General features: G+C 57.9%; 18 protein-coding genes. All 18 read right to left on the reverse strand.

What is annotated here, in order from left to right:
* Positions 1–14: 14 nt before the first annotated feature.
* The 18 genes from Q4T40_15355 to argB all read right to left on the reverse strand — a co-directional run bounded on the left by Q4T40_15355 (position 15) and on the right by argB (position 19,709).
* The gene (locus Q4T40_15355; GenBank protein MDT8902625.1) at positions 15–536 is read right to left on the reverse strand and encodes a TRAP transporter small permease; all 522 of its coding nucleotides are present in this window, start codon (positions 534–536) and stop codon (positions 15–17) included.
* Positions 537–629: 93 nt separating this feature from the next.
* Positions 630–1,685 carry a DctP family TRAP transporter solute-binding subunit gene (locus Q4T40_15360; GenBank protein ID MDT8902626.1) on the reverse strand — a complete coding sequence of 352 codons (1,056 nt, stop codon included), beginning with the start codon at positions 1,683–1,685 and terminating at the stop codon, positions 630–632.
* 456 nt (positions 1,686–2,141) lie between these two features.
* A complete protein-coding gene (locus Q4T40_15365; protein ID MDT8902627.1) occupies positions 2,142–2,924 on the reverse strand; it encodes an IclR family transcriptional regulator in 783 nt (260 codons plus the stop codon).
* A 186-nt stretch (positions 2,925–3,110) separates the two neighbouring features.
* A complete protein-coding gene (locus Q4T40_15370; GenBank protein MDT8902628.1) occupies positions 3,111–3,338 on the reverse strand; it encodes a hypothetical protein in 228 nt (75 codons plus the stop codon).
* 26 nt (positions 3,339–3,364) lie between these two features.
* The gene (locus Q4T40_15375) at positions 3,365–4,108 is read right to left on the reverse strand and encodes an SDR family NAD(P)-dependent oxidoreductase (protein ID MDT8902629.1); all 744 of its coding nucleotides are present in this window, start codon (positions 4,106–4,108) and stop codon (positions 3,365–3,367) included.
* A complete protein-coding gene (locus tag Q4T40_15380; protein ID MDT8902630.1) occupies positions 4,086–4,616 on the reverse strand; it encodes a MarR family transcriptional regulator in 531 nt (176 codons plus the stop codon). The genes Q4T40_15375 and Q4T40_15380 overlap by 23 nt, the downstream gene beginning before the upstream one ends.
* Positions 4,617–5,230: 614 nt before the next feature.
* Positions 5,231–7,060 carry a glutamine--fructose-6-phosphate transaminase (isomerizing) gene (gene glmS / locus Q4T40_15385; protein MDT8902631.1) on the reverse strand — a complete coding sequence of 610 codons (1,830 nt, stop codon included), beginning with the start codon at positions 7,058–7,060 and terminating at the stop codon, positions 5,231–5,233.
* A 347-nt stretch (positions 7,061–7,407) separates the two neighbouring features.
* Positions 7,408–8,751 carry a phosphoglucosamine mutase gene (gene glmM / locus Q4T40_15390; GenBank protein MDT8902632.1) on the reverse strand — a complete coding sequence of 448 codons (1,344 nt, stop codon included), beginning with the start codon at positions 8,749–8,751 and terminating at the stop codon, positions 7,408–7,410.
* 16 nt (positions 8,752–8,767) lie between these two features.
* On the reverse strand, positions 8,768–10,366 hold the full coding sequence (locus Q4T40_15395; protein MDT8902633.1) for an FAD-binding protein: 1,599 nt from the start codon (positions 10,364–10,366) through the stop codon (positions 8,768–8,770).
* 48 nt (positions 10,367–10,414) lie between these two features.
* Complete coding sequence (locus Q4T40_15400) at positions 10,415–11,329, reverse strand: CdaR family protein (protein MDT8902634.1); 915 nt, start codon at positions 11,327–11,329, stop codon at positions 10,415–10,417.
* Positions 11,329–12,147 carry a diadenylate cyclase CdaA gene (gene cdaA, locus Q4T40_15405; GenBank protein ID MDT8902635.1) on the reverse strand — a complete coding sequence of 273 codons (819 nt, stop codon included), beginning with the start codon at positions 12,145–12,147 and terminating at the stop codon, positions 11,329–11,331. The genes Q4T40_15400 and cdaA overlap by 1 nt, the downstream gene beginning before the upstream one ends.
* A 134-nt stretch (positions 12,148–12,281) precedes the next feature.
* Positions 12,282–13,355, reverse strand: coding sequence for a branched-chain amino acid aminotransferase (locus Q4T40_15410; protein MDT8902636.1), 1,074 nt, complete (start codon positions 13,353–13,355; stop codon positions 12,282–12,284).
* A 65-nt stretch (positions 13,356–13,420) separates the two neighbouring features.
* Positions 13,421–14,836: an argininosuccinate lyase gene (gene argH / locus Q4T40_15415; protein ID MDT8902637.1), complete on the reverse strand. Its 1,416-nt coding sequence runs from the start codon at positions 14,834–14,836 to the stop codon at positions 13,421–13,423.
* Complete coding sequence (locus tag Q4T40_15420) at positions 14,837–16,051, reverse strand: argininosuccinate synthase (protein MDT8902638.1); 1,215 nt, start codon at positions 16,049–16,051, stop codon at positions 14,837–14,839.
* 45 nt (positions 16,052–16,096) lie between these two features.
* Positions 16,097–16,504, reverse strand: coding sequence for a GNAT family N-acetyltransferase (locus Q4T40_15425; GenBank protein MDT8902639.1), 408 nt, complete (start codon positions 16,502–16,504; stop codon positions 16,097–16,099).
* A gap of 14 nt (positions 16,505–16,518) precedes the next feature.
* Positions 16,519–17,445, reverse strand: coding sequence for an ornithine carbamoyltransferase (gene argF / locus Q4T40_15430; protein MDT8902640.1), 927 nt, complete (start codon positions 17,443–17,445; stop codon positions 16,519–16,521).
* A gap of 169 nt (positions 17,446–17,614) precedes the next feature.
* Positions 17,615–18,814: an acetylornithine transaminase gene (locus Q4T40_15435; protein ID MDT8902641.1), complete on the reverse strand. Its 1,200-nt coding sequence runs from the start codon at positions 18,812–18,814 to the stop codon at positions 17,615–17,617.
* Positions 18,801–19,709 (reverse strand): acetylglutamate kinase, encoded by a 909-nt coding sequence (gene argB / locus Q4T40_15440; protein MDT8902642.1) that lies wholly within the window; start codon positions 19,707–19,709, stop codon positions 18,801–18,803. The genes Q4T40_15435 and argB overlap by 14 nt, the downstream gene beginning before the upstream one ends.

Genomic DNA, 19,709 nt, shown 5'->3' on the forward strand with positions numbered 1-19,709 from the left:
GTTGCCTCGCCTCCTTATATAGCGTTCTCCACCCTGGCCTGCTCATCGTCCGGGTCTGACGCACTGCCGCACTGCTCGACCAACTTGATCAAATAGCGGACAGTCATCATGAAACACCCGACCGGAACCGCCGCGTAGGCTACGACTATCGGAATACGCATGGCGGGAGAAAGCTGCCCGGTGGCCATCAGGCGCAGGGTGTAATCGATCCCGACATAGGTGATCGATAAGCAAAAAACCAGGCAAACCAAGCTCGTAACAATACCGGCGTACCGTTGGGCCTTTTTCGGTAAGGCCACGACAAATGCTTCCACACCTATATGGGCGCCCTTCTTGACGCCCAGGCTGGCGCCGACGAACACCGCCCAGATCGAAAGATAACGCGCCGCTTCTTCAGCCCACGACGAGGGGTCGTTTATGATGAAACGGGTGATTACCCCCCAGAAGGTTATGGCAGTCATGGCGATTAATAACACGGCGATAAGGTGGTCTTCGATATAGGTCATTACTTCATCGAGTTTTTTCAAAAAAGCCATGCTCGTCCTCCCAAAAATAAAGGGGCAGCCCCCAGAACAGCGATAAACGATTCTCGGCCAGCTGCCCCCATATTGGTCCGGGTCAGTAAATCATTATTTCTTGCTTTCGGCTTCCTGCACCGCTTTTACAACCTTGTTCAGCAGTTGCTCGCCGACTTCTTTCTTGCCGATGGTGTCATATACCGATTTCGTGGCTTCACGGAAAGCCTTGAGCTGGTCGGGCGTAAGCTCAGTTATGACCACTCCCGCCGCCTTCAGCTTGTCCATACCCGCTTTGATCTGTTTGTTATTCTCTTCTCTTTCCACCTTCCGCCAGATAGCCGCGCCTTCTTCAATGGCTTTCTTGACGTCATCGCTCAGACCGCTGTAGAACTTGTCGTTAATCAGCAACAGGTACGGGTTATAAACATGCCCGTCGAGAGTCAGGTATTTCTGAGCTTCGTAAAAACGCATGGAAACAATCAAGGAAATGGGATTCTCCTGACCGTCGATGGTTTTCTGCTGCAAGGCGCTGTATACCTCGTTGAAGGCCATCGGGGTGGGGCTGCCGCCCAGAGCTTTGACGATCGCCATATGGGCAGGGTTTTCCATCGTCCGGATCTTCAGGCCCTGCATATCGGCGGGCGTACTTATGGTCCTCACACTGTTGGTAAAATGGCGGAAACCGTTTTCGCCCCAAACCAGGCCCCTTACACCGGTCTTGGCTCTCATCAGTTCGAGGATTTCTTTGCCGACAGGACCGTCAAGCACAGTATAAGCAGCTTTCTGCGTGCCGAACAGGTACGGAAGGTCAAAAACCATTATCTGCGGGAATATCCCAGGCAACGGACCGGAACTGAGAGCCGCCATCTGAATGGTTCCCATCTGCAGTCCCTCCAGTTGCTCGCGCTCCCCGCCGAGCTGGCTGTTGGGATATGTAGTCACCTTGACCTTACCCTTGGTTTTCTCTTCGACATGCTTCTTGAACGCCTGACACGCCAGCTCCAGCCTGTCGTTAACCGCGGGCGAGCTGTGGGCCAACTTGATCTCGATGACTTTTGCGCCGTTCGCGGCCGACGGCTTCTTATCCCCGCCGCCGCAACCGGCTACAAGGGCGAGAGACAACAGGATAACAAACAAAATGCCGTAAGTTTTCATAATCTTGCTCATAATACGAAACCCCTCCTCGTTTTCTTACTCACCAATTTAAACCACACGAACATCCAAACCACGCGAACACCCCTAAGCGGAAATCCCTCCTTTAAAGAAATATACCTTAATGGCGGAACGCCTCCCTGTCCCGGTCAGCTTTCCAGCCATAAAACCGCACCCGACGCCTTAAAACATTTCTGCCAGACCGCATCCGGATCGACGACAAATTCGGTACGCAATTTTCAGTACATTCCTAATCATTCTGCCTATTTCGGAAAATTCCTTCTTGATTTTTAGATTACACCTGTCTCATTTTCGGAATACATTTTCATGTCTGAGATAGTCAACTTTTAAAATCGCTCACAGTAAAACCCTCCTGTTGCAATATGTTTAAAAAGAAATTGCCGGATCTGCAAGATCCGGCAATAGTAAAGACTTTTTCTTTATTGCAAATTTTAAAAGCGCTTTTTGGAATCAGCCAAAAATCCTTCTGAAATCGTCGCCGATTTTTTGCGCCGCATCAACCACCGCTGGGATAATTCTCTCGATTACGTCCGGCGTCATTCTTACTTTCGGCGCTGTCACACTTATGGAGGCAACAACTTTATTACCGACACCGAACACCGGTCCCCCTACGCAACAAAGACCGAGATAGAACTCCTCGTCATCCACCGAATAATGATTTTGCTTAATTTCTTTGATTTTTCCCAGCACTTTCTGCATGTCAACCGTGGTAAGCGGTGTAAGAGGCTCGAGCACCTTAGGAAGAATAGACTTGATCGTCTCGTCGGAAAGGTCGCACAAAAGGCTTCGTCCCAGCGAAGTGCAATAAAGCGGATAACTGTCGTCCAGCGTAAAATTCGGCCGCAGCAGATGCTTCGACTCCACCAGCTCGATGTACGAGCATTTGTCCCGGTCGCGCACCGCCAGATTTACGCCTTCGCCAAACTCATCGTTGATTACCAGCATGTGCTTCCGGGCCTGTTCCCTCCACCGCACGAAATTGCCGCATTTACCGAAAACTTGCAGCATTTTGGGAGATAACCTGTATTTTCGAGTCTCGGGGTTTTGATACAAATACCCCATCAACTCGATGGTATTCACTATTCTTTGCACACTGCTCTCAGGCAAACCCACAATTTGCCCAAGATCAGTTACGCCGAACTCATCGCTATCCTTGAAGCATTCAAGTACATGCAGCCCTTTAACCAACGCCTGAATCTGATACTTCGCTTCTTCGCTTTTTTTCACTTCCACTTGACCTCCGCCTTAAAAGTGCGAATACATAAACCGCGTGGGTCTGCTGAAATATTAAAATCCCACATAAATATGCTAATTACGGGGGTATCCTTTTGCTTATATCTCATTATAGCAGAAAAACACGTGTTGTCATTAATATATTTGGTCTTATATATTCCACATTATAGATCAAGATAATTTTAATTATGGAATGTTGCCACTTTCGCGAGGATCGCAAAATAGCAACAGGTGAACAAACTTCTTTTGCGCAAAAAACGAGAGACAGATTCCTAAGAACCTGCCTCGCGGCGAACGGTGTAAGTTTTCGACTTCAGCTTCCAGCCCTCCATAAACAAGCGCCAGACCGAAGAATTGGCTACCCTGCGGTTTATGAAGAATGCGGAAAACATCGTATTCGCGGTCTCCCGGCATCGGCAAGCCCCACCTGGCGACTGACACTATTTTAATATCTTGTATCCGCCATCCACGAAAATCGTTTCACCATTTATGTACGCAGCCATATCTGACAGTAAGAAAAGTACGACACTTGAAATGTCCTCCGGTTGCCCAAGTCTTTTTAAAGGAATCAAATCTTCCGACGCTTTTCTAACCTCGGGCATATCAAACGCCGCAGCAGTCATCCCCGTATAGATGAAGCCAGGCGCAACTGAATTGACGCAAATGTTGCTGTTTGCCAAATCCAACGACATCGCGGCTGTTAGCGCCACTACCCCTGCTTTCGAAGCGGCATAACTCGCCATATTCGGCCGAAAAATCCGGGACCGCAAGCAACTTATATTAACTATTCTCCCGGCGACGCTATTTTTAATCATTTCTTTTGAAACGTACTTCGATAATAGGAATGTCCCCGTAAGATTTGTTCCGATTACTCTGTTCCATTCATCTACGGTTTGCTCATAAAAAGGCTTCGCCTTTGCAAATACTCCGGCGCAGTTTACAAGACCGAAAACTTGCATAGCGCCAAGCTTTTCAAAAGCCGCCTGAATATCGCTTTCGTCACTGACATCGACGATATGGTGCATATACCGTGCGGTGTTTATCGTCGCCCCAGCAGTATCAAATCCAACTACCGTTGCTCCATGTTCCAGTAAAGTAACCGCACACGCTTTGCCAATACCTGAACTGGCCCCCGATACTATAATCATCTTACCTTCAAAGTCAAGCATTCCATCCTGAGACATTATTCGACCTCCTGTTTTTGATGTTCTGTTTTGATTTACCCTTCGCTTCACAACACGAAGATGCTTCTTCATCGAGGAGCATCGGGTTTAATGCCGAAACGAATAACTCTAAGCCCTCAGCAACAATCGGCAATTTCGCTTGTGGGATGTTCGCTAAAACTTGACCGTAGTAGCGGTTCATGCCAACATTAATTTTGTTGAGTCGATTAATGCCCTCTTCGGTTAGGCTCAACAGCGACACTCTTCGGTCATCAGTGCTTGGCTCTCGAACGACCAACCCGGCCCTTTCCAGGGTATCAACATTCCTAGTCGCCGTGCTAGCGTCTAGGTTTAGGCTTTCTGCCAAGCGAGCTATTGGTATCCTTTTTGCTGCACCGATTTCGATAATGGCGTGACACTGGCCCATCGTAAGTCCGTAACAGCCCGCGCCGCTTTTATGCAAGAACCCTAACCTTCTTATCATGACCCGTAGCGTTTCGCGAAGTGAATCCGTGTCAAATTCCTTCATACATACCACCTCAATGAACTATTAATTATATTGTACTTTACACATATTGTATTATGCAAGCATTTGTTGAAAAATGTATGGCAAATGACGTGCTCCCCCCTGCCGTTTTTATTCACACAAAAAAACAAGCCCCGTCATCCGCTTTGTGGCGGAAAACGAGGCTTGCCATGTGTGATTAAAACCACATAATGTCCAATTATAAATAGCAGAAACCCGCATTTGTAGTCAAGCTCCCAATAAGTAGACAGACAAAAAAAGCTAGCCAACAATCTGGCGTCGTAGTGTACTGACGTGCTCCCCGAAACGGGTCGCCTATGGGCACTTGCATATGCCCGCGCCTTATTTTGGGATTCAGTTGTGAAAACCGATCAACCTCCAACGCTATATATAGTTATGTCGTACTGGTTTGCATAAAAACCAAACAACATATTGAGTTTTTCTAATTTTTCCCCGGGTAAAAATTTCTATACCACCGATTCAATTTATCCCAAGAACGACGGGTGAACAAGCAAAGCCACCCTGGAAGCCTTCCAGGGTGGCTTTGCGTTTCGTGACTTTTTTTATATTCCACAACTTTATTTTTATGAAACATCTTTCCGGATAATTCTATTCCTCTACTCAACCGTGACGCTTTTAGCCAGATTGCGCGGCTTATCGACGTCGGCGCCGCGGGTGACGGCGGCGTAGTAAGCTAAGAGCTGCAGCGGAATTACGGTGAGGATGGGGGCGAGGTACTTGTCGGTCGCCGGGATGCAGATGGCATGGTCGACATACTTGTCGATCTGCTCGTCGCCCTGCATGGCGACGCCGATGACGACGGCGTCCCGCGCCTTGACCTCCTTGATGTTGCTGAGCATCTTCTCGTATACGTCGTGCTGCGTAGCCAAGGCTATGACCGGCACACCCTCGATAATCAGGGCAAGGGTACCATGCTTAAGCTCGCCGGCGGCGTAGGCCTCGGCATGGATATAAGAGATTTCCTTGAGCTTGAGCGAGCCTTCGAGGGCCACAGCATAGTCGAGCGAACGGCCGATGAAAAATACGTCCTCGCAGAATCCGTACTGCTGGGCGAAGGTCTTGATCGGCTCAACATTGTCGAGGATTTCGTGGGCCTGTCCGGGCAACGCCTTGAGTCCGCGAATGATCTCCCGCACACGGTCGGCGCTCATTGTGCCCCGCAGCGTAGCCATATAAACAGCCAGCATCAGCATGCCGATCAGCTGGGTGGTATAGGCCTTGGTCGAAGCCACGGCGATTTCGGGACCGGCCCAGGTGTAAATGACCTGGTCGGCCTCGCGGGCGATGGACGAGCCGACGACATTAGTCACCGCCAGCGTCCTCGCGCCCAGCTTCTTGGCCTCCTTGAGGGCGGCCAGAGTATCGAGCGTCTCGCCCGACTGGCTGATAACGACGGTTAGCGTATGCTCGTCGACGAGCGGCGCCCGGTAGCGAAACTCCGACGCGACGTCGACCTCCACCGGTATGCGGACCAACTGCTCGATATAGTATTTGCCGACGATACCGGCGTGATAGGCTGTGCCGCAGGCGACGATAGCGACCTTCTTGATCGCGGCCACATCGTCTTTGGACCACTTCAGCTCGTCGAGGATAACACCGCTGTCATCCTTGGCCAGGCGCCCGGAGGTAGTCTCGCGGATTGCTTTGGGCTGCTCGTAGATTTCCTTGATCATGAAATGCTCGTAGCCGCCCTTTTCGGCCGCCTCGGCATCCCAGTTGACCTCGAAAACCTTCTTGGTCACCGGCACGCCCTGGCGGTTCATCACCCAGGCCGAATCCCTGGTAACGACCGCCATCTCCCCATCGCTGAGAATATAGGTGCGGCGGGTCCGGCTGATGATCGCCGGGATGTCGGAGGCGATGAAATTCTCGCCCTCGCCCAGACCGATGACTAACGGGTTGTCCTGTTTTGAGCAGATGATCTTGTCAGGCTCGTACTGGGAAAGGAAAACCAGGGCGTAAGAGCCCTCGATTTCCGCCAGCACCTTTTTCACCGCCGCCTCGAAATCGCCTTCGTAGTACTCCTCGACAAGGTGGGCGACAACCTCGGTGTCGGTCTCGGAGGTGAACTTGTGGCCTTTGGCGATCAGCTTTTCCTTAATATGCAGGTAATTCTCGATGATGCCGTTATGCACCACGACGAACTTGCCCGTACAATCGGAATGGGGATGGGAATTGGCGTCCGAAGGGCGCCCGTGGGTTGCCCAGCGGGTGTGGCCAATACCGATGTGGCCCTCCAAGGGGTGTTGCTCGACCTTCTTCTCCAGGACGCTCAGCCGGCCGACGCTTTTTTCCACGTTGACCCGGCCGCCGTCGAACACGGCGATGCCGGCTGAATCGTACCCGCGATACTCAAGCTTCTTCAGGCCCTCGACAAGAAACGGCATCGCTTGCTTGGGCCCTATATATCCTACAATACCACACATAAGGTATATTCCTCCTGAAATCCTATATTTCATCTGCCGCAGTGCGTTTTGTCCCGCCGGTCACCCGGCGGTTTTGTCGACTGCTCACGACCGCAGTAGGCCGAGAGGTATCCGCTGACCTTCTCGATAAACCTCTCCCTCGTCTGCTTGCCGCCTTCCGGCAAGCGCCAGCGCTAATCGTTTATAATGTGCTGCAAAAACAGCCGCAGTATCCTCACCTCCCCTTTTCTCGCTCCGCTGCTCCGTTCGCCTCCTTTCCGCGCCTGGATACATACATATGCAAGGGAGCACAACCGTGCTCCCTTGCCGTGTATATAATATCATTTTAATATAACTGGGTCTGTCGGTCAACTTCCCAGTTCCTGGCTGATCACAGCCGCCACCCGTTCGACGAGACTCTCCAGTTCGGGCTGGGACGGTCCTTCGGCCATAACCCTGATAAGCGGCTCGGTGCCGGACGGGCGAACCAGCACCCGCCCGTCCTCGCCGAGTTCTTGCTCGGCGGCGGCGATAGCCGCGGCGATGGCCGCGTTGTCCTGCCAGCCGGCCTTGCTTTTAACCCGCACGTTGACAAGCACCTGCGGAAAGCGGGTCATGGCGGCGGCCAGCGCCGACAGCGGCCGCCCGTCGCGGACCCTGGCAGCGATAAGCTGCAGGGCGGTGACCAACCCGTCGCCGGTGGTGCTCAGATTGCCGAAAATGATATGGCCCGACTGCTCGCCCCCCAGGCCATAGCCGTGGGTCAGCATAGCCTCGAGCACATAACGGTCGCCCACCGGGGTGACCACCACCCTGCCCCCGGCCTTCTTCACCGCCTGGTGAAGCCCGAGGTTGCTCATCACGGTGGCCACGAGGGTATTGTTCGCCAGCTTGCCCTGCCGAAGCATCTCCAGCGCACAGATGACCATGATCTGGTCCCCGTCCACCACCACTCCCGTCTCGTCAACCGCCAGGCAGCGGTCGGCGTCGCCGTCGTGGGCGATGCCGAGGTCGGCCCCATGGAGAATTACCGCCTGCTGCAGACCCTCCAGGTGGGTCGAACCGGCGTCTCTATTTATGTTCACCCCGTTCGGCACATTATTAATAACGATCACCTGCGCCCCCAGACGGCGGAGCACCGTCGGCGCCGCCTCGTACGCCGCGCCGTTGGCGCAGTCGACGACGATCTTGAGGCCGGTGAACGGCGCCTCCACCGTGCTGATCGCGTAATCGATGTATTCCTTCAACAAATCGTGGCGGTAGCGGATGGTGCCGACATGCTCGGCCGTGGGCCTGGGTAGCTCGTCCTTGCCGGCGAGGACCAGTTTCTCCAGCTCGTCCTCGGTGGCGTCGGGCAGCTTGTAACCGGTGCCGGCGAAAAACTTGATCCCGTTATCGGGGAAAGGGTTATGGGAGGCCGAAATGACCACCCCGGCCTGAGCGCCGTGTTTGCGGGCCAGAAAAGCGACCGCCGGGGTAGGCACCACCCCGCACAGCACAGCCTCGCCGCCTGCCGAGCAAATGCCGGCGGCCAGCGCCGCCTCCAGCATCTCTCCCGATATGCGGGTATCCCGGCCAATATAAAAGGTCGGCCGGCGGTAATTCTGACCGAACCAGTACGTCGCCGCCCGGCCGAGGCGGAAAGCCAGCTCCGGGGTAAGCTCCTTGTTGGCGAGGCCGCGCACGCCGTCGGTACCGAAAAGTTTGCCCAAAATTCTCTATCTCCCTTCAGAGCGGTCTGTATTCCCTGATTATCGCCAGCGCGGCGTTGAGTCCGTCAAGCGCGGCGCTCATTATGCCGCCGGCGTAGCCGGCGCCTTCTCCTATCGGCACCAGGCCGGCCACCGTCTTCGAGATGAAATCCGGCCCGCGCACCATGCGAAGGGGAGCGCTTGTCCGCGTCTCCACCCCGGTCATCACCGCCCGCGGATGGTCGAACCCCCTTATCCGGCGGCCGAAATCCGGCAGGGCGCGCGCCAGGGTCGCGGCCACCGGCGGCGGCAGGCAGGCGGCAAGGTCGGCCGCCACCACGGCCGGGCGGTAGCTGGGCGGAGCGAGGAAATCACGGTCGCCCGTCCTGCCGGCGAGAAAGTCGCCCACCGTCTGCACCGGAGCGGCGAACGTCCTGCCGCCCGCCTCAAAAGCCAGCCGCTCCCAGCGGCGCTGGAACTCGACCCCGGCCATCGCCCCGTCGCCGAAGTCGGCCGGGCCGACGTTTACGACCAGGGCGCTGTTGGCAATCCCCGAATCGCGGCCGAACAGGCTCATACCGTTGGTGACGACGCCGCCCTCTTCCGACGCGGCGGCCACCACCAGCCCGCCCGGGCACATGCAGAAAGAATAGGCCGTTCGCCCGGCGGCCCGGTCCTGAAAAACGAGGGCGTAGTCGGCGGCGCCAAGTCTGGGATGTCCGGCCAGCGCGCCGTACTGGGCCCGGTCGATAAGCTCCTGGGGATGCTCGATACGGACCCCCACGGCGAAGGGTTTGGCCTCCATCGCCACGCCGCGGCGCGCCAGCATGGCGTACGTGTCGCGGGCACTGTGGCCGACGGCGACCAAAGCGACGGCGGCGGGAATATGGCGGTTCTCGTTGACGACGACACCGGTCAGGACGCCGCTCTCGACAACGATATCAGTGACGCGGCTCTCGAACTCCACCGTCCCGCCGGCCGCGACGATGCGCCGCCGCAGCGCGGCCACCACCGTCCGCAGCTTGTCTGTGCCGACATGGGGCTTATGGAGATACTTGATCTCCGGCGGTGCGCCTGCGGCCACCAACGCATCCAGCACCTGGCGGGAGTGCGGGTCGTTCACCCTTGTGGTCAGCTTGCCGTCCGAGAACGTGCCGGCCCCGCCCTCGCCGAACTGGACGTTGGATGCGGGATCGAATTCGCCCGTCCGCCAGAAGCGGGCCACATCCCGCGTCCTAGTTTCTACGTCGCGGCCGCGCTCCAGCAGGACCGGCTTATAACCGTGCTCGGCCAGCGTCAGGGCGGCGAACAGGCCGGCCGGTCCGGCACCCACCACCACCGGGGGCGCGTCCAGCGGCCGAAGACCGGGAACGACCGGCGGCAGCGGCTCTTCGGCGCGCACCGCTACATCGCGATCGCCGGCCAGCCTGGACAGCACCTGCCCTTCGGCTACGGCCACCGCAACATCGAGCGTGTATACGAACCCGATATTAGACTTACGGCGGGCGTCCACCGCCCGCCGGACAATTGTCACATCCGCCACGCCTCCCGCCGGTAGACGAAGCCGCCTCGCCGCCAGCTGCGGCAGCGGGGTTTCATCCTCGACGGCGACGCGGAAGTTGGTTATTCTGAGCAAACAGATCTACTCCTACAACTGCGGATACTTCTTGCAACGGGGCGACGTCTAACGGCCGACGCTGATCTTGACGGTAACCGCCGCCTGCGACGCCACCAGTCCCTCCTTGATCTGGAGCTTTACTTCCTTTTCGGTATCCTTGTTAATGCCGGCGACGCTGATCGGCTCGGTATAAACGAAGTCGATCTTTTCAAGTTCCTTGGCGTTGCCGCTCAATTCCACCCTGGCCGGCTCCGTCACCACCGACTTCAAAAAAACGCCTGGCGCCATATCGCCGTAAATGATCGTCTTGATGTCCACCGTCTTCTTATCCACGCCCTTGGCGAGGTTGGCCACAACGCTTATCCTGCCCGGATTCACCGTCAGCCCCTCCACCGCCCGGCCGTCGCGGTTGACCAGCAAGGGCACCAGTTGGGCAGTGAAGTCGGCGCTCCGGCCCGTTAGGTCGAGAGGCAAAATGACCCTATCCACCGAATCGACGGTAGCCTTCGGCCCCTCCACCGTCACCTGCTGGGGATTGATCGTGGCCTTGGCCACAACCGCGCCCGCCGTAGCCGTGCCGGTCACGCGGATCTCCACCGGCAGCGTGCGGCTGGCTTTGCCGTCCACCCTCACGGTGATCTTGTCAGGCTGCACCTCGATGAATTCGAGACTGCTGGGCACAAGAGCGAAAACGCGGACCGTGTGGCGGCCTTCGGCCGTCCCCCTGAGATCGATGTAAGCCTTGAGATCCTGCGGCGTCAGCACCGCGATGATGCTGCGGGGTCCGCGGACCTTGATCCGCACCGCGTCGGGCGAGTCGGTCGCCACCAAAGTGTCGGCCACGCCGCGCACCTCCAGAGGCACCGACACCGACGACTCCACAGGCGGGTTCTGTTCGTTGGTGACATAAAGCCAAAGCACCACCGCCATAATCAGGGCGAGAATCTTCGTGGTAATATTTTTCCCGCGCTCTTCTTCCATTATGACGAAGACCTCCAGTTGAAGAAGTCGCTGAGGGGCGAGCCCTTGGCTGAATACAGCGGGCGCAGGAAATCCTTGAGCTTGGCCGGCTCAACATAGCGGGACAGGCGGCCGCCCTCGGCCACCGAGATTATCCCCGTCTCCTCGCTGACCACCACGATGATGGCGTCGGTCTGTTCGCTGATACCCAGGGCCGCGCGGTGGCGGGTGCCAAGTTCCTTGCCCAGCGTCGGGTCGTCGGTAAGTGGCAGAATACAGCCGGCGGCGGTCACCCGGTTGCCGCGGACTATGACCGCCCCGTCGTGCAGCGGCGAATTGGGAATGAAAATATTGGTGAGAAACTCGCTCGACACTATACCGTCGACCTTGATGCCCGTATCGACGTAATCGTTAAGGCGCATCTCCCGCTCGAAGACGAGCAGGGCACCGATCTTGTTCTTAGCGAGCACGGTGACCGCCTTGATCGTTTCATCCAACAGATTCTGGGCCTCTTCCTCGTTGAGGATGCCGCTCCTGCCGAACAGCCGCCCGCGGCCGAGCTGCTCCAGCGCCTTGCGAAGCTCAGGCTGGAAAACGATCGGCAGCGCGACCAACACCACCGTCATCGACTTCTGCAGCAGCCAGTTGATTACATTAAGACCAAGCCATTTGCTCACCAGAGTGGCGACAAGCAACACCACCAGGCCCTTAAGCAACGTGAGGGCCCGGGTGTCCTTAATCATCATATACAGCTTGTAAAGCAGCACGGCCACCAGAAGTATGTCGAAGATATCTCGCCAGCCGATAGTCGAGATAATTCCTCTTACCTGGAGGAGCATGGCGGAACCACCTTATACGTAATTGTTAACTTTATTCTACCCGAAAATGGCAAAAACCTTTTGCCGCGAATAAACTCCGCGGAAAATATAATAACAATGCCTCCCGGATGCGCCCCGGGAGGCATGACCACCTTCTAGACTTTTGCCACCTTTTCCACCCAGCCGAACTTGTCGGCGACCTTACCGTACTGGAGCCCGGTGACGTAATCGAAAAGCTTCTGGGAGAAAGGCCCGGTCTTATTGCCGTTGATGACGAGCTTCTGGCCTTTCCACGACAACTCGCCGACCGGCGAGATAACGGCGGCCGTGCCAGAGCCGAAGACCTCCTCCAGCTCGCCCTTGGCGTGGGCCTCAAAAACCTCGTCGATGGAAATCTGCCGTTCGGTCGCCTTCACGCCCCAATCCTTGGCCAGCTCAAGGACGGTGCGGCGGGTGATGCCGCCGAGGATACTGCCGTTCAGGGCGGGGGTGACCAGCTCACCCTTGATCTTGAAGAAAATATTCATCGTGCCGACTTCCTCGACATACTTGCGCTCGATTCCATCCAGCCACAGCACCTGAGCGTAGCCTTCCTTCTTGGCCTCCACCTGGGCCCGCAGGCTGGCGGCGTAATTGCCCGGAGTCTTGGCCTCGCCGATGCCGCCGGGAACGGCGCGGACGTATTTGTCCTCCACCTTGATGCCGACCGGGTTGAAGCCGGCCGCATAGTAGGCGCCCACCGGAGAGAGAATGATGAACAGCTTGTATGCATCGGAGGATTTAACGCCCACGTACGGGTCGGTGGCGAAGATAAAGGGACGGATATAAAGCGCCGTGCCGACCTTGTCGGGCACCCAGCGTTTGTCTATTTCGAGGAGCTTGTTCAGGCCGGCGTGGACGACGTCCACATCGGTGTTGGGAATACAGAGGATGTCGGCCGAACGGTTGAAGCGGTTCAGGTAGTCGAGCGGCCTGAAGACGGTGATCTCGCCTGCGTCGGTCCGGAAAGCCTTCATGCCTTCGAAGATGGCCTGGCCATAGTGAAGGACCATGGCGGCGGGATAAAGGGAAAACTCATCGTAAGGTACGATGCGCGGGTTGTGCCAGCCCTTGCCGGTCTGGTAACCCATTTCGAACATGTGATCGGTGAAATATTGCCCAAAGCCGAGCTTGTCGGCTTCCGGCAGCGCTTTCGGGGTCGCAGCCCTGGTAACGGCGATGTCGACCATAATGAAGCCCCCTTCTTTTTTGTCCAAGCGGGAAAGACACTCGCTGTGGAATACCTTACCAATCATTATATGCCGTTTTTTCGATGGGTGTCAAGCCAGGCAAGTTGCCGTTTAAGCGCTTCCCGGCCGCCGGCGAGAGCCTCCTTCACCTGGGACGGCGACGTGCCGCCGTAGGAATTGCGGGCCGCGACGCAGGTTTCCACCTTGATCGCCTCAAGGATGTCCTCTTCGAACAGCGGGGAAAATTCTTTCAGTTCGGCCAGCGACAGGTCGGTAAGCTTTTTATCCTTCTCCAGGCAATAGCGAACGCTCTTGCCTGACACCTCGTGGGCCTGCCGGAAGGGAAGCCCTTTCTTGACCAGGTAATCGGCCATGTCGGTCGCGTTGGTGAAATCCTCGTCGGCCGCCGCCAGCATCCGCGGCGCGTTAACCTTCATGCCGCGCACCATGGCGGCGTACACCGACAGGCTGAACTTCACGGTGTCGACCGTGTCGAACAGCCCTTCCTTATCCTCCTGCATATCCTTGTTATACGCGAGCGGCAGCCCCTTCATCGTCGTCAGCAGCGCCATCAGATGGCCGATCACCCGGCCGGTTTTGCCCCGCACCAGCTCGGCGACGTCAGGATTCTTCTTCTGCGGCATGATGCTCGAGCCGGTGCAGTGGGCGTCGTCGAGCTCGACGAACTTGAACTCCGAACTGCACCAGAGGATGACTTCCTCGCTCAGCCGGCTGAGGTGGACCATCAGGATGGCTGCGAAGGACAGGAACTCCATCATGTAGTCGCGGTCGGCGACCGCGTCGATGCTGTTTTCGTACAAACGGCCGAACTTCAGCTCGTCCGCCACCTGCTTGCGGTCGATGGGAAAAGTAGTTCCGGCCAGGGCGCCCGCCCCCAGCGGCATGATGTCGGCCCGTTCCCATACCCCCCGCAGGCGGTCGAAGTCCCGCCCGAGCATGAAGAAGTAAGCCAGCAGGTGATGGGCGAACAGGATGGGCTGGGCGCGCTGCAGGTGGGTGTAGCCGGGCATGATGGCGTCCGGGAATCTTGCGGCCGTCTCCATGATGGCCTCCTGCAGGCCGCACAGCAGTTGTCCGACGGCGACCGCCTCCTTGCGGAGGTAGAGATGGGTATCCAGCGCCACCTGATCGTTGCGGCTGCGGGCGGTGTGCAGCTTGCCCCCGGCAGGGCCGATCCTTTCCGTCAGGCGCTTCTCGATATTCATGTGGATATCCTCGAGCGCCGTCTCAAAGCTGAAGTTCCCCGCCTCGATGTCGGCGAGGATGTCCGTAAGGCCGGCGATGATCGCTTCGGCCTCGTCGGCGGCGATGATGCCGCACTTGGCGAGCATGCGCGCGTGGGCGATGCTGCCGGCGATATCCTCTTTATAAAGCCGCCTGTCAAAAGAAATGGAGGAGGTAAACTCCTCCACAAGCACGTCAGTGCCTTTGGTGAATCTACCGCCCCAAAGCTTGGTCATTTATTTCTTCTCCTTTTGCTGCATCAGCGCCCTGATCTTCAGCGGCAAGCCGAACAGGTTGATAAACCCTTCCGCATCCTTCTGGTTGTAAACCTCGTCACGGCCGAAGGTCACGAAGCCCTCGTGGTAGAGCGAATACGGCGACTTGGCGCCGGCGCTCATAATATTGCCCTTGTAGAGCTTCAGCCGCACCAGACCGGTGACCGTCTGCTGGGTCGAGTCGACGAAGGCGTCGAGCGCCTCGCGGAGCGGCGAGAACCACATCCCGTCGTAAACGAGTTCGGCGTAGCGCACCGCCACCTGCTCCTTGTAGTGCATCGTCGCCCGGTCGAGAGTCAGGTACTCCAGCTCGCGGTGGGCGTAGAAAAGGATCGCCCCGCCCGGCGTCTCGTACACGCCGCGGGATTTCATCCCCACCAGGCGGTTTTCGGTGATGTCGGCGATACCGATGCCGTTGGCGGCGCCGAGCTCGTTCAGCTTCTCAAGCAAATCCACCGCGCCCAGCTTCTCGCCGTCCACCGCCACCGGCACGCCCTTCTCGAAGGCGATCTCCACATAGGTGGCTTTGTCGGGCGCCTGCTCGGGAGTCTTGGTAACCATGTAGACGTCGTCCTTGGGCTCGTTCCAGGGGTCCTCAAGGTCGCCGCCCTCGTGGCTTAAATGCCAGATGTTGCGGTCCATGCTGTAGGGCCGCTTCTTGGTCACCGGCACCGGCACGCCGTGCTTCTCGGCGTAGTCGATGGCGTCCTCGCGCGAGCGGATGTTCCACAGCCGCCAGGGGGCCACGATCTTGAGATGGGGCGCCAGCGCCTTGACGGTCAGCTCGAAGCGCACCTGATCGTTGCCCTTGCCGGTCGCGCCGTGGGCGATGGCATCGGCACCCTCCTTCTCCGCGATCTCCACCATCGCCTTGGCGATGATCGGCCGGGCGAAGGAAGTGCCAAGCAGATATTTGCCCTCATAGACGGCGCCCGCTTTCAGCACCGGCCAGACGTAATCCTCCACGAACTCTTTCCTGACATCCATGACATATACCTTGCTGGCCCCCGACTTGATGGCCTTCTCCCTGACCGGCTCGATCTCCGCGCCCTGACCGACGTCGGCGCACATGGCGATGACCTCGCAGCCGTCGTAGTTCTCCTTCAGCCAGGGGATGATAACCGACGTGTCGAGTCCGCCCGAGTAGGCAAGGACCACTTTTTTGATATCGCTCACAAATACTCCTCCTTGGAATATTGAAATATATACTGCGGCCGCGTATCAGCCGTTTTTCATCATAAACATTTGGCCGTCCCGCGCGAACCCGAAGTGCTCGTACAGCCCGTGGGCGTCCCGCGTTATAAGGATGCCCCGCACACCCCTCAGTTCTTCAGTCTCGGTAACATATCTGATCAGAATCTTCGCCAGCCCTTTGCCGCGATGGGCCTCGTCGATAACGACATCGGCGAGCCACCAGACGGTTGCGTAGTCGGTCACGGCGCGGGCGAAGCCCACCTGATGGCCGTCCTTGTAAATCCCGAAACAGAGGGAATTGTCTATCGAGGTCAGTATCTTGTCCCTGCCGCGGTTGCCGGCCCAATAGGTCCGGGCCAGCAGATCGGCCACCCGGTCGAGCGACAACAGGCTCTTATCGCGACTGAAAACGTATCCGTCGTGTTTGAGCGCCATCCGCCGCCTCCTGCCTAGTCGCCCATCAGCAGGGCCATGATCGCCTTCTGCACATGTAGACGGTTCTCGGCTTCGTCAAAGATCGCCGACTGGGGCCCCTCCATCACCGCGTCAGTAATCTCCTCGCCACGGTGGGCGGGCAGACAGTGCAGGACAATGGCGTCCGGTTTGGCCAGCTTGAGCAGAGCCTCGTTGATCTGGTACCCGGCAAAAGCGCTCTTTCGGGCGGCCTGCTCGGCCTCCTGGCCCATGCTGGCCCACACGTCGGTATACAGCACGTCGGCCCCCACGGCCGCCTCCTTGGGATCGGTAGTCAGCATCACCTTGCTGCCCTGCTCGGCGGCGGCGGCTTTGGCCTCCAGCACCACCTGGGGGTTGGGCGCGTACGCCGGCGGGGTGGCCACGGAAATATCCATCCCCACCTTGGCGCAGGTATGGAGAAGGGCGTTGACCATGTTATTGCCGTCGCCCACGTAGGCCATCTTGAGGCCCTTGGCCCGCCCCTTGCGCTCGACGACGGTGAAAACGTCGGTCAGCGCCTGGCAAGGGTGAAGGTAGTCGGTCAGGCCGTTGATAACCGGGATATCCGCGTAGCGGGCCAGTTCCTCCACTTCGGCGTGCGAAAAAGTACGGATCATGATGCCGTCCAGATAACGCGACAGCACCCTCGCAGTATCCTTCACCGGCTCGCCGCGGCCGATCTGCAGGTCGCTCGCGCTAAGAAACAGCGCGGTCCCGCCCAGTTGCCACATGCCCGCCTCGAATGAAACACGGGTCCTGGTGGATGCCTTCTGAAAAATCATCCCCAGCGTCTTGCCCTTCAGCAGATGGTGAGGTTCGCCCTTCTTCTGCCTGGCCTTGAGCTGCTGGGCGAGATCGAAAATCCGGTAAACCTCGTCTACCGTTAGGTCGTTGACGGATAACAGGTCTTTGCCTTTCATTTTCCCCTAAACCCCCAATAAGATAAAAACAAAATCAGCGTCTCAGAGGTTGCCTATAAGGTCCATCTGCTACGTTATCCCTCGGATGGCCCACTCGACGTACGCAACCACGTACGCCGTCGCGGGCCATCCTCCGGTACGCCTTGCATCTGGAGCCTTCTAGGCAACCTCACATTGCATCGGCCGCGAATACTTTATCGAGAATCGCCATCATCTCGTCAACATGTTTCTTCTCGATGTTGAGCGGCGGGACGAACCGCAGTACGTCGCCGGCGGTACAGTTGATGAGCGCCCCGGCGGCCATGCAGGCATTCACAAAATCCTTGCCCGGCTTGGTCAACTGGATACCGATTATCAGTCCCTGGCCGCGCACGCCGGTGATCAGGGCGGGATACTTGGCCTTGAGACCGTTCAGGGCTTCCATCATATAAGCTCCCATTTTCGCGGCGTTCGCCGGTAAATCCTCCTCAACCAGGACGGAAAGCGTCGCATTCGCCGCCGCGCACGCCAGCGGGTTGCCGCCGAAGGTCGTGCCGTGGTCGCCAGGGCCGAAAGCCTTGGCGGCCTTCTCGGTGGCCATAATGGCGCCGATCGGCACCCCGCCGCCCAGGCCCTTGGCGAGCGTCATGATATCCGGCTTGACGCCGGTATGCTGCCAGGCGAGCAGTTTGCCCGTCCGGCCCATGCCGCTCTGGATCTCGTCGAGGATGAGCAGCGCACCGTGTTTCTCGCATAACTCCTTCGCCCCTTTGAGGTACCCGGGGTCGGGGATGTGAACCCCGCCCTCGCCCTGGATGGGTTCGAGCATAACGGCGCATGTCTTGGCCGATACCGCCTTCTTAAGCGCCTCCAAGTCGCCGAACGGCACATAGGAGAAGCCTCCCGGCAGCGGCTCGTAGCCTTTCTGGTACTTGGGCTGACCGGTCGCGGTCAGGGTGGCCAGCGTCCGCCCGTGGAAGGAGTGCTCGGCGGTTATGATCTCCACCTTGTCGGCGGCGATCGTCTTGCCGTACTTGCGGGCCAGCTTTATCGCCCCTTCGTTGGCCTCCGCGCCGCTGTTGCAGATGAACGCGCGGTCAAGCCCGGTGAGCTCCACCAGCGTCTTGGCGAGCTTGGTCTGCTCGGCGGTGTAGTAGAGGTTGGAAACGTGAATAAGCTTACCCGCCTGAGCGGCAACGGCGTCCACCACTTTGGGATGGGCATGGCCGAGAATGTTGACGGCGATGCCGCCGAGGAAATCGAGATACTTTTTGCCCTCGATATCGTATACATACGGTCCCTCGCCGCGTTCGAGCACCACCTGGTAGCGGGCGAACACGGGCAGATAATACTTGCTCTCGTCAGCTATAATCTGCTCAGCACTCGTCATTTTCTCCCTCTCCCTTCACGACCTCGGTTCCGATACCGGTGTCGGTAAAAATCTCCAGAAGCAGCGAATGGTTTTGCCGCCCGTCGATGATGTGGGCCTTGTCGGCGCCGCCGGACAAGGCGCGGATGCATGCCTCTACCTTGGGTATCATACCCCCCTCGATGCTGCCCTCGCGGATCATTCGCTTGGCATCGGCAAAGCCGAGGGTCGAGACGAAGGTGCTCTTGTCATGGTAATCGCGGTAGATGCCCTCCACATCGGTGAGGAGGATGAGCTTCTCCGCCCGCAGGGCCCCGGCGATCTCGCCGGCCACGTAGTCAGCGTTGATGTTGTAGCTCTCACCGGCCGCGCCCGCGCCGACGGGAGCGATAACCGGGATATAATCGTTGTTGAGCAGTGTCCAGATGATATCGGGCTTAACCTCGGCCACATCACCGACGAAGCCGATGTCCACCTCGCGCGACTGCCCGTCTTCATAGACAGTGGCCAGATGCTTGCGGGCCTTGATAAGACCGGCGTCCTTGCCGTTGATGCCGACCGCGCGCGCCCCGTGGGTGTTGAGCATCGCGACCAGCTCGGTGTTGATCTTACCGGCCAGCACCATCTCGGCCGCCGCCATCGTCTCCTCGTCCGTCACCCTCAGACCGCTCACAAAGCTCGACTGTTTGCCCAACTGCTTGAGGAGGGCGGTGATCTCGGGGCCGCCGCCGTGGACGACCACCGGCCTGAGGCCGATGTACTTCATCAGCACGATATCCTTGATGACGCTGTTCTTCAAGTCGGCGTTCAACATCGCGTTGCCGCCGTATTTAATTACGAATGTCTTGCCGGTAAACTTCCGGATATACGGGAGAATCTCCACCAGCACGGACGCCTTTTCGATCGTGGTCAGCAT

Source organism: Selenomonadales bacterium 4137-cl (assembly GCA_032334055.1).
In the GTDB taxonomy this organism is placed as follows: Bacteria; Bacillota; Negativicutes; order Sporomusales; family UBA7701; genus Anaeroselena; species Anaeroselena agilis.

What these genes read in the sequence shown, in the direction of transcription:
- Q4T40_15375 (MDT8902629.1), bottom strand. Translation starts at nt 4,108, where the DNA reads ATGTCTCAGGATGGAATGCTTGACTTTGAAGGTAAGATGATTATAGTA.
- glmS (MDT8902631.1), bottom strand. Translation starts at nt 7,060, where the DNA reads ATGTGTGGTATTGTAGGATATATAGGGCCCAAGCAAGCGATGCCGTTT.
- Q4T40_15370 (MDT8902628.1), bottom strand. Translation starts at nt 3,338, where the DNA reads ATGCCGGGAGACCGCGAATACGATGTTTTCCGCATTCTTCATAAACCG.
- cdaA (MDT8902635.1), bottom strand. Translation starts at nt 12,147, where the DNA reads ATGCTCCTCCAGGTAAGAGGAATTATCTCGACTATCGGCTGGCGAGAT.
- Q4T40_15355 (MDT8902625.1), bottom strand. Translation starts at nt 536, where the DNA reads ATGGCTTTTTTGAAAAAACTCGATGAAGTAATGACCTATATCGAAGAC.
- argB (MDT8902642.1), bottom strand. Translation starts at nt 19,709, where the DNA reads ATGCTGACCACGATCGAAAAGGCGTCCGTGCTGGTGGAGATTCTCCCG.
- Q4T40_15360 (MDT8902626.1), bottom strand. Translation starts at nt 1,685, where the DNA reads ATGAGCAAGATTATGAAAACTTACGGCATTTTGTTTGTTATCCTGTTG.
- Q4T40_15425 (MDT8902639.1), bottom strand. Translation starts at nt 16,504, where the DNA reads ATGGCGCTCAAACACGACGGATACGTTTTCAGTCGCGATAAGAGCCTG.
- Q4T40_15435 (MDT8902641.1), bottom strand. Translation starts at nt 18,814, where the DNA reads ATGACGAGTGCTGAGCAGATTATAGCTGACGAGAGCAAGTATTATCTG.
- Q4T40_15380 (MDT8902630.1), bottom strand. Translation starts at nt 4,616, where the DNA reads ATGAAGGAATTTGACACGGATTCACTTCGCGAAACGCTACGGGTCATG.
- argF (MDT8902640.1), bottom strand. Translation starts at nt 17,445, where the DNA reads ATGAAAGGCAAAGACCTGTTATCCGTCAACGACCTAACGGTAGACGAG.
- Q4T40_15410 (MDT8902636.1), bottom strand. Translation starts at nt 13,355, where the DNA reads ATGGTCGACATCGCCGTTACCAGGGCTGCGACCCCGAAAGCGCTGCCG.
- argH (MDT8902637.1), bottom strand. Translation starts at nt 14,836, where the DNA reads ATGACCAAGCTTTGGGGCGGTAGATTCACCAAAGGCACTGACGTGCTT.
- Q4T40_15400 (MDT8902634.1), bottom strand. Translation starts at nt 11,329, where the DNA reads ATGGAAGAAGAGCGCGGGAAAAATATTACCACGAAGATTCTCGCCCTG.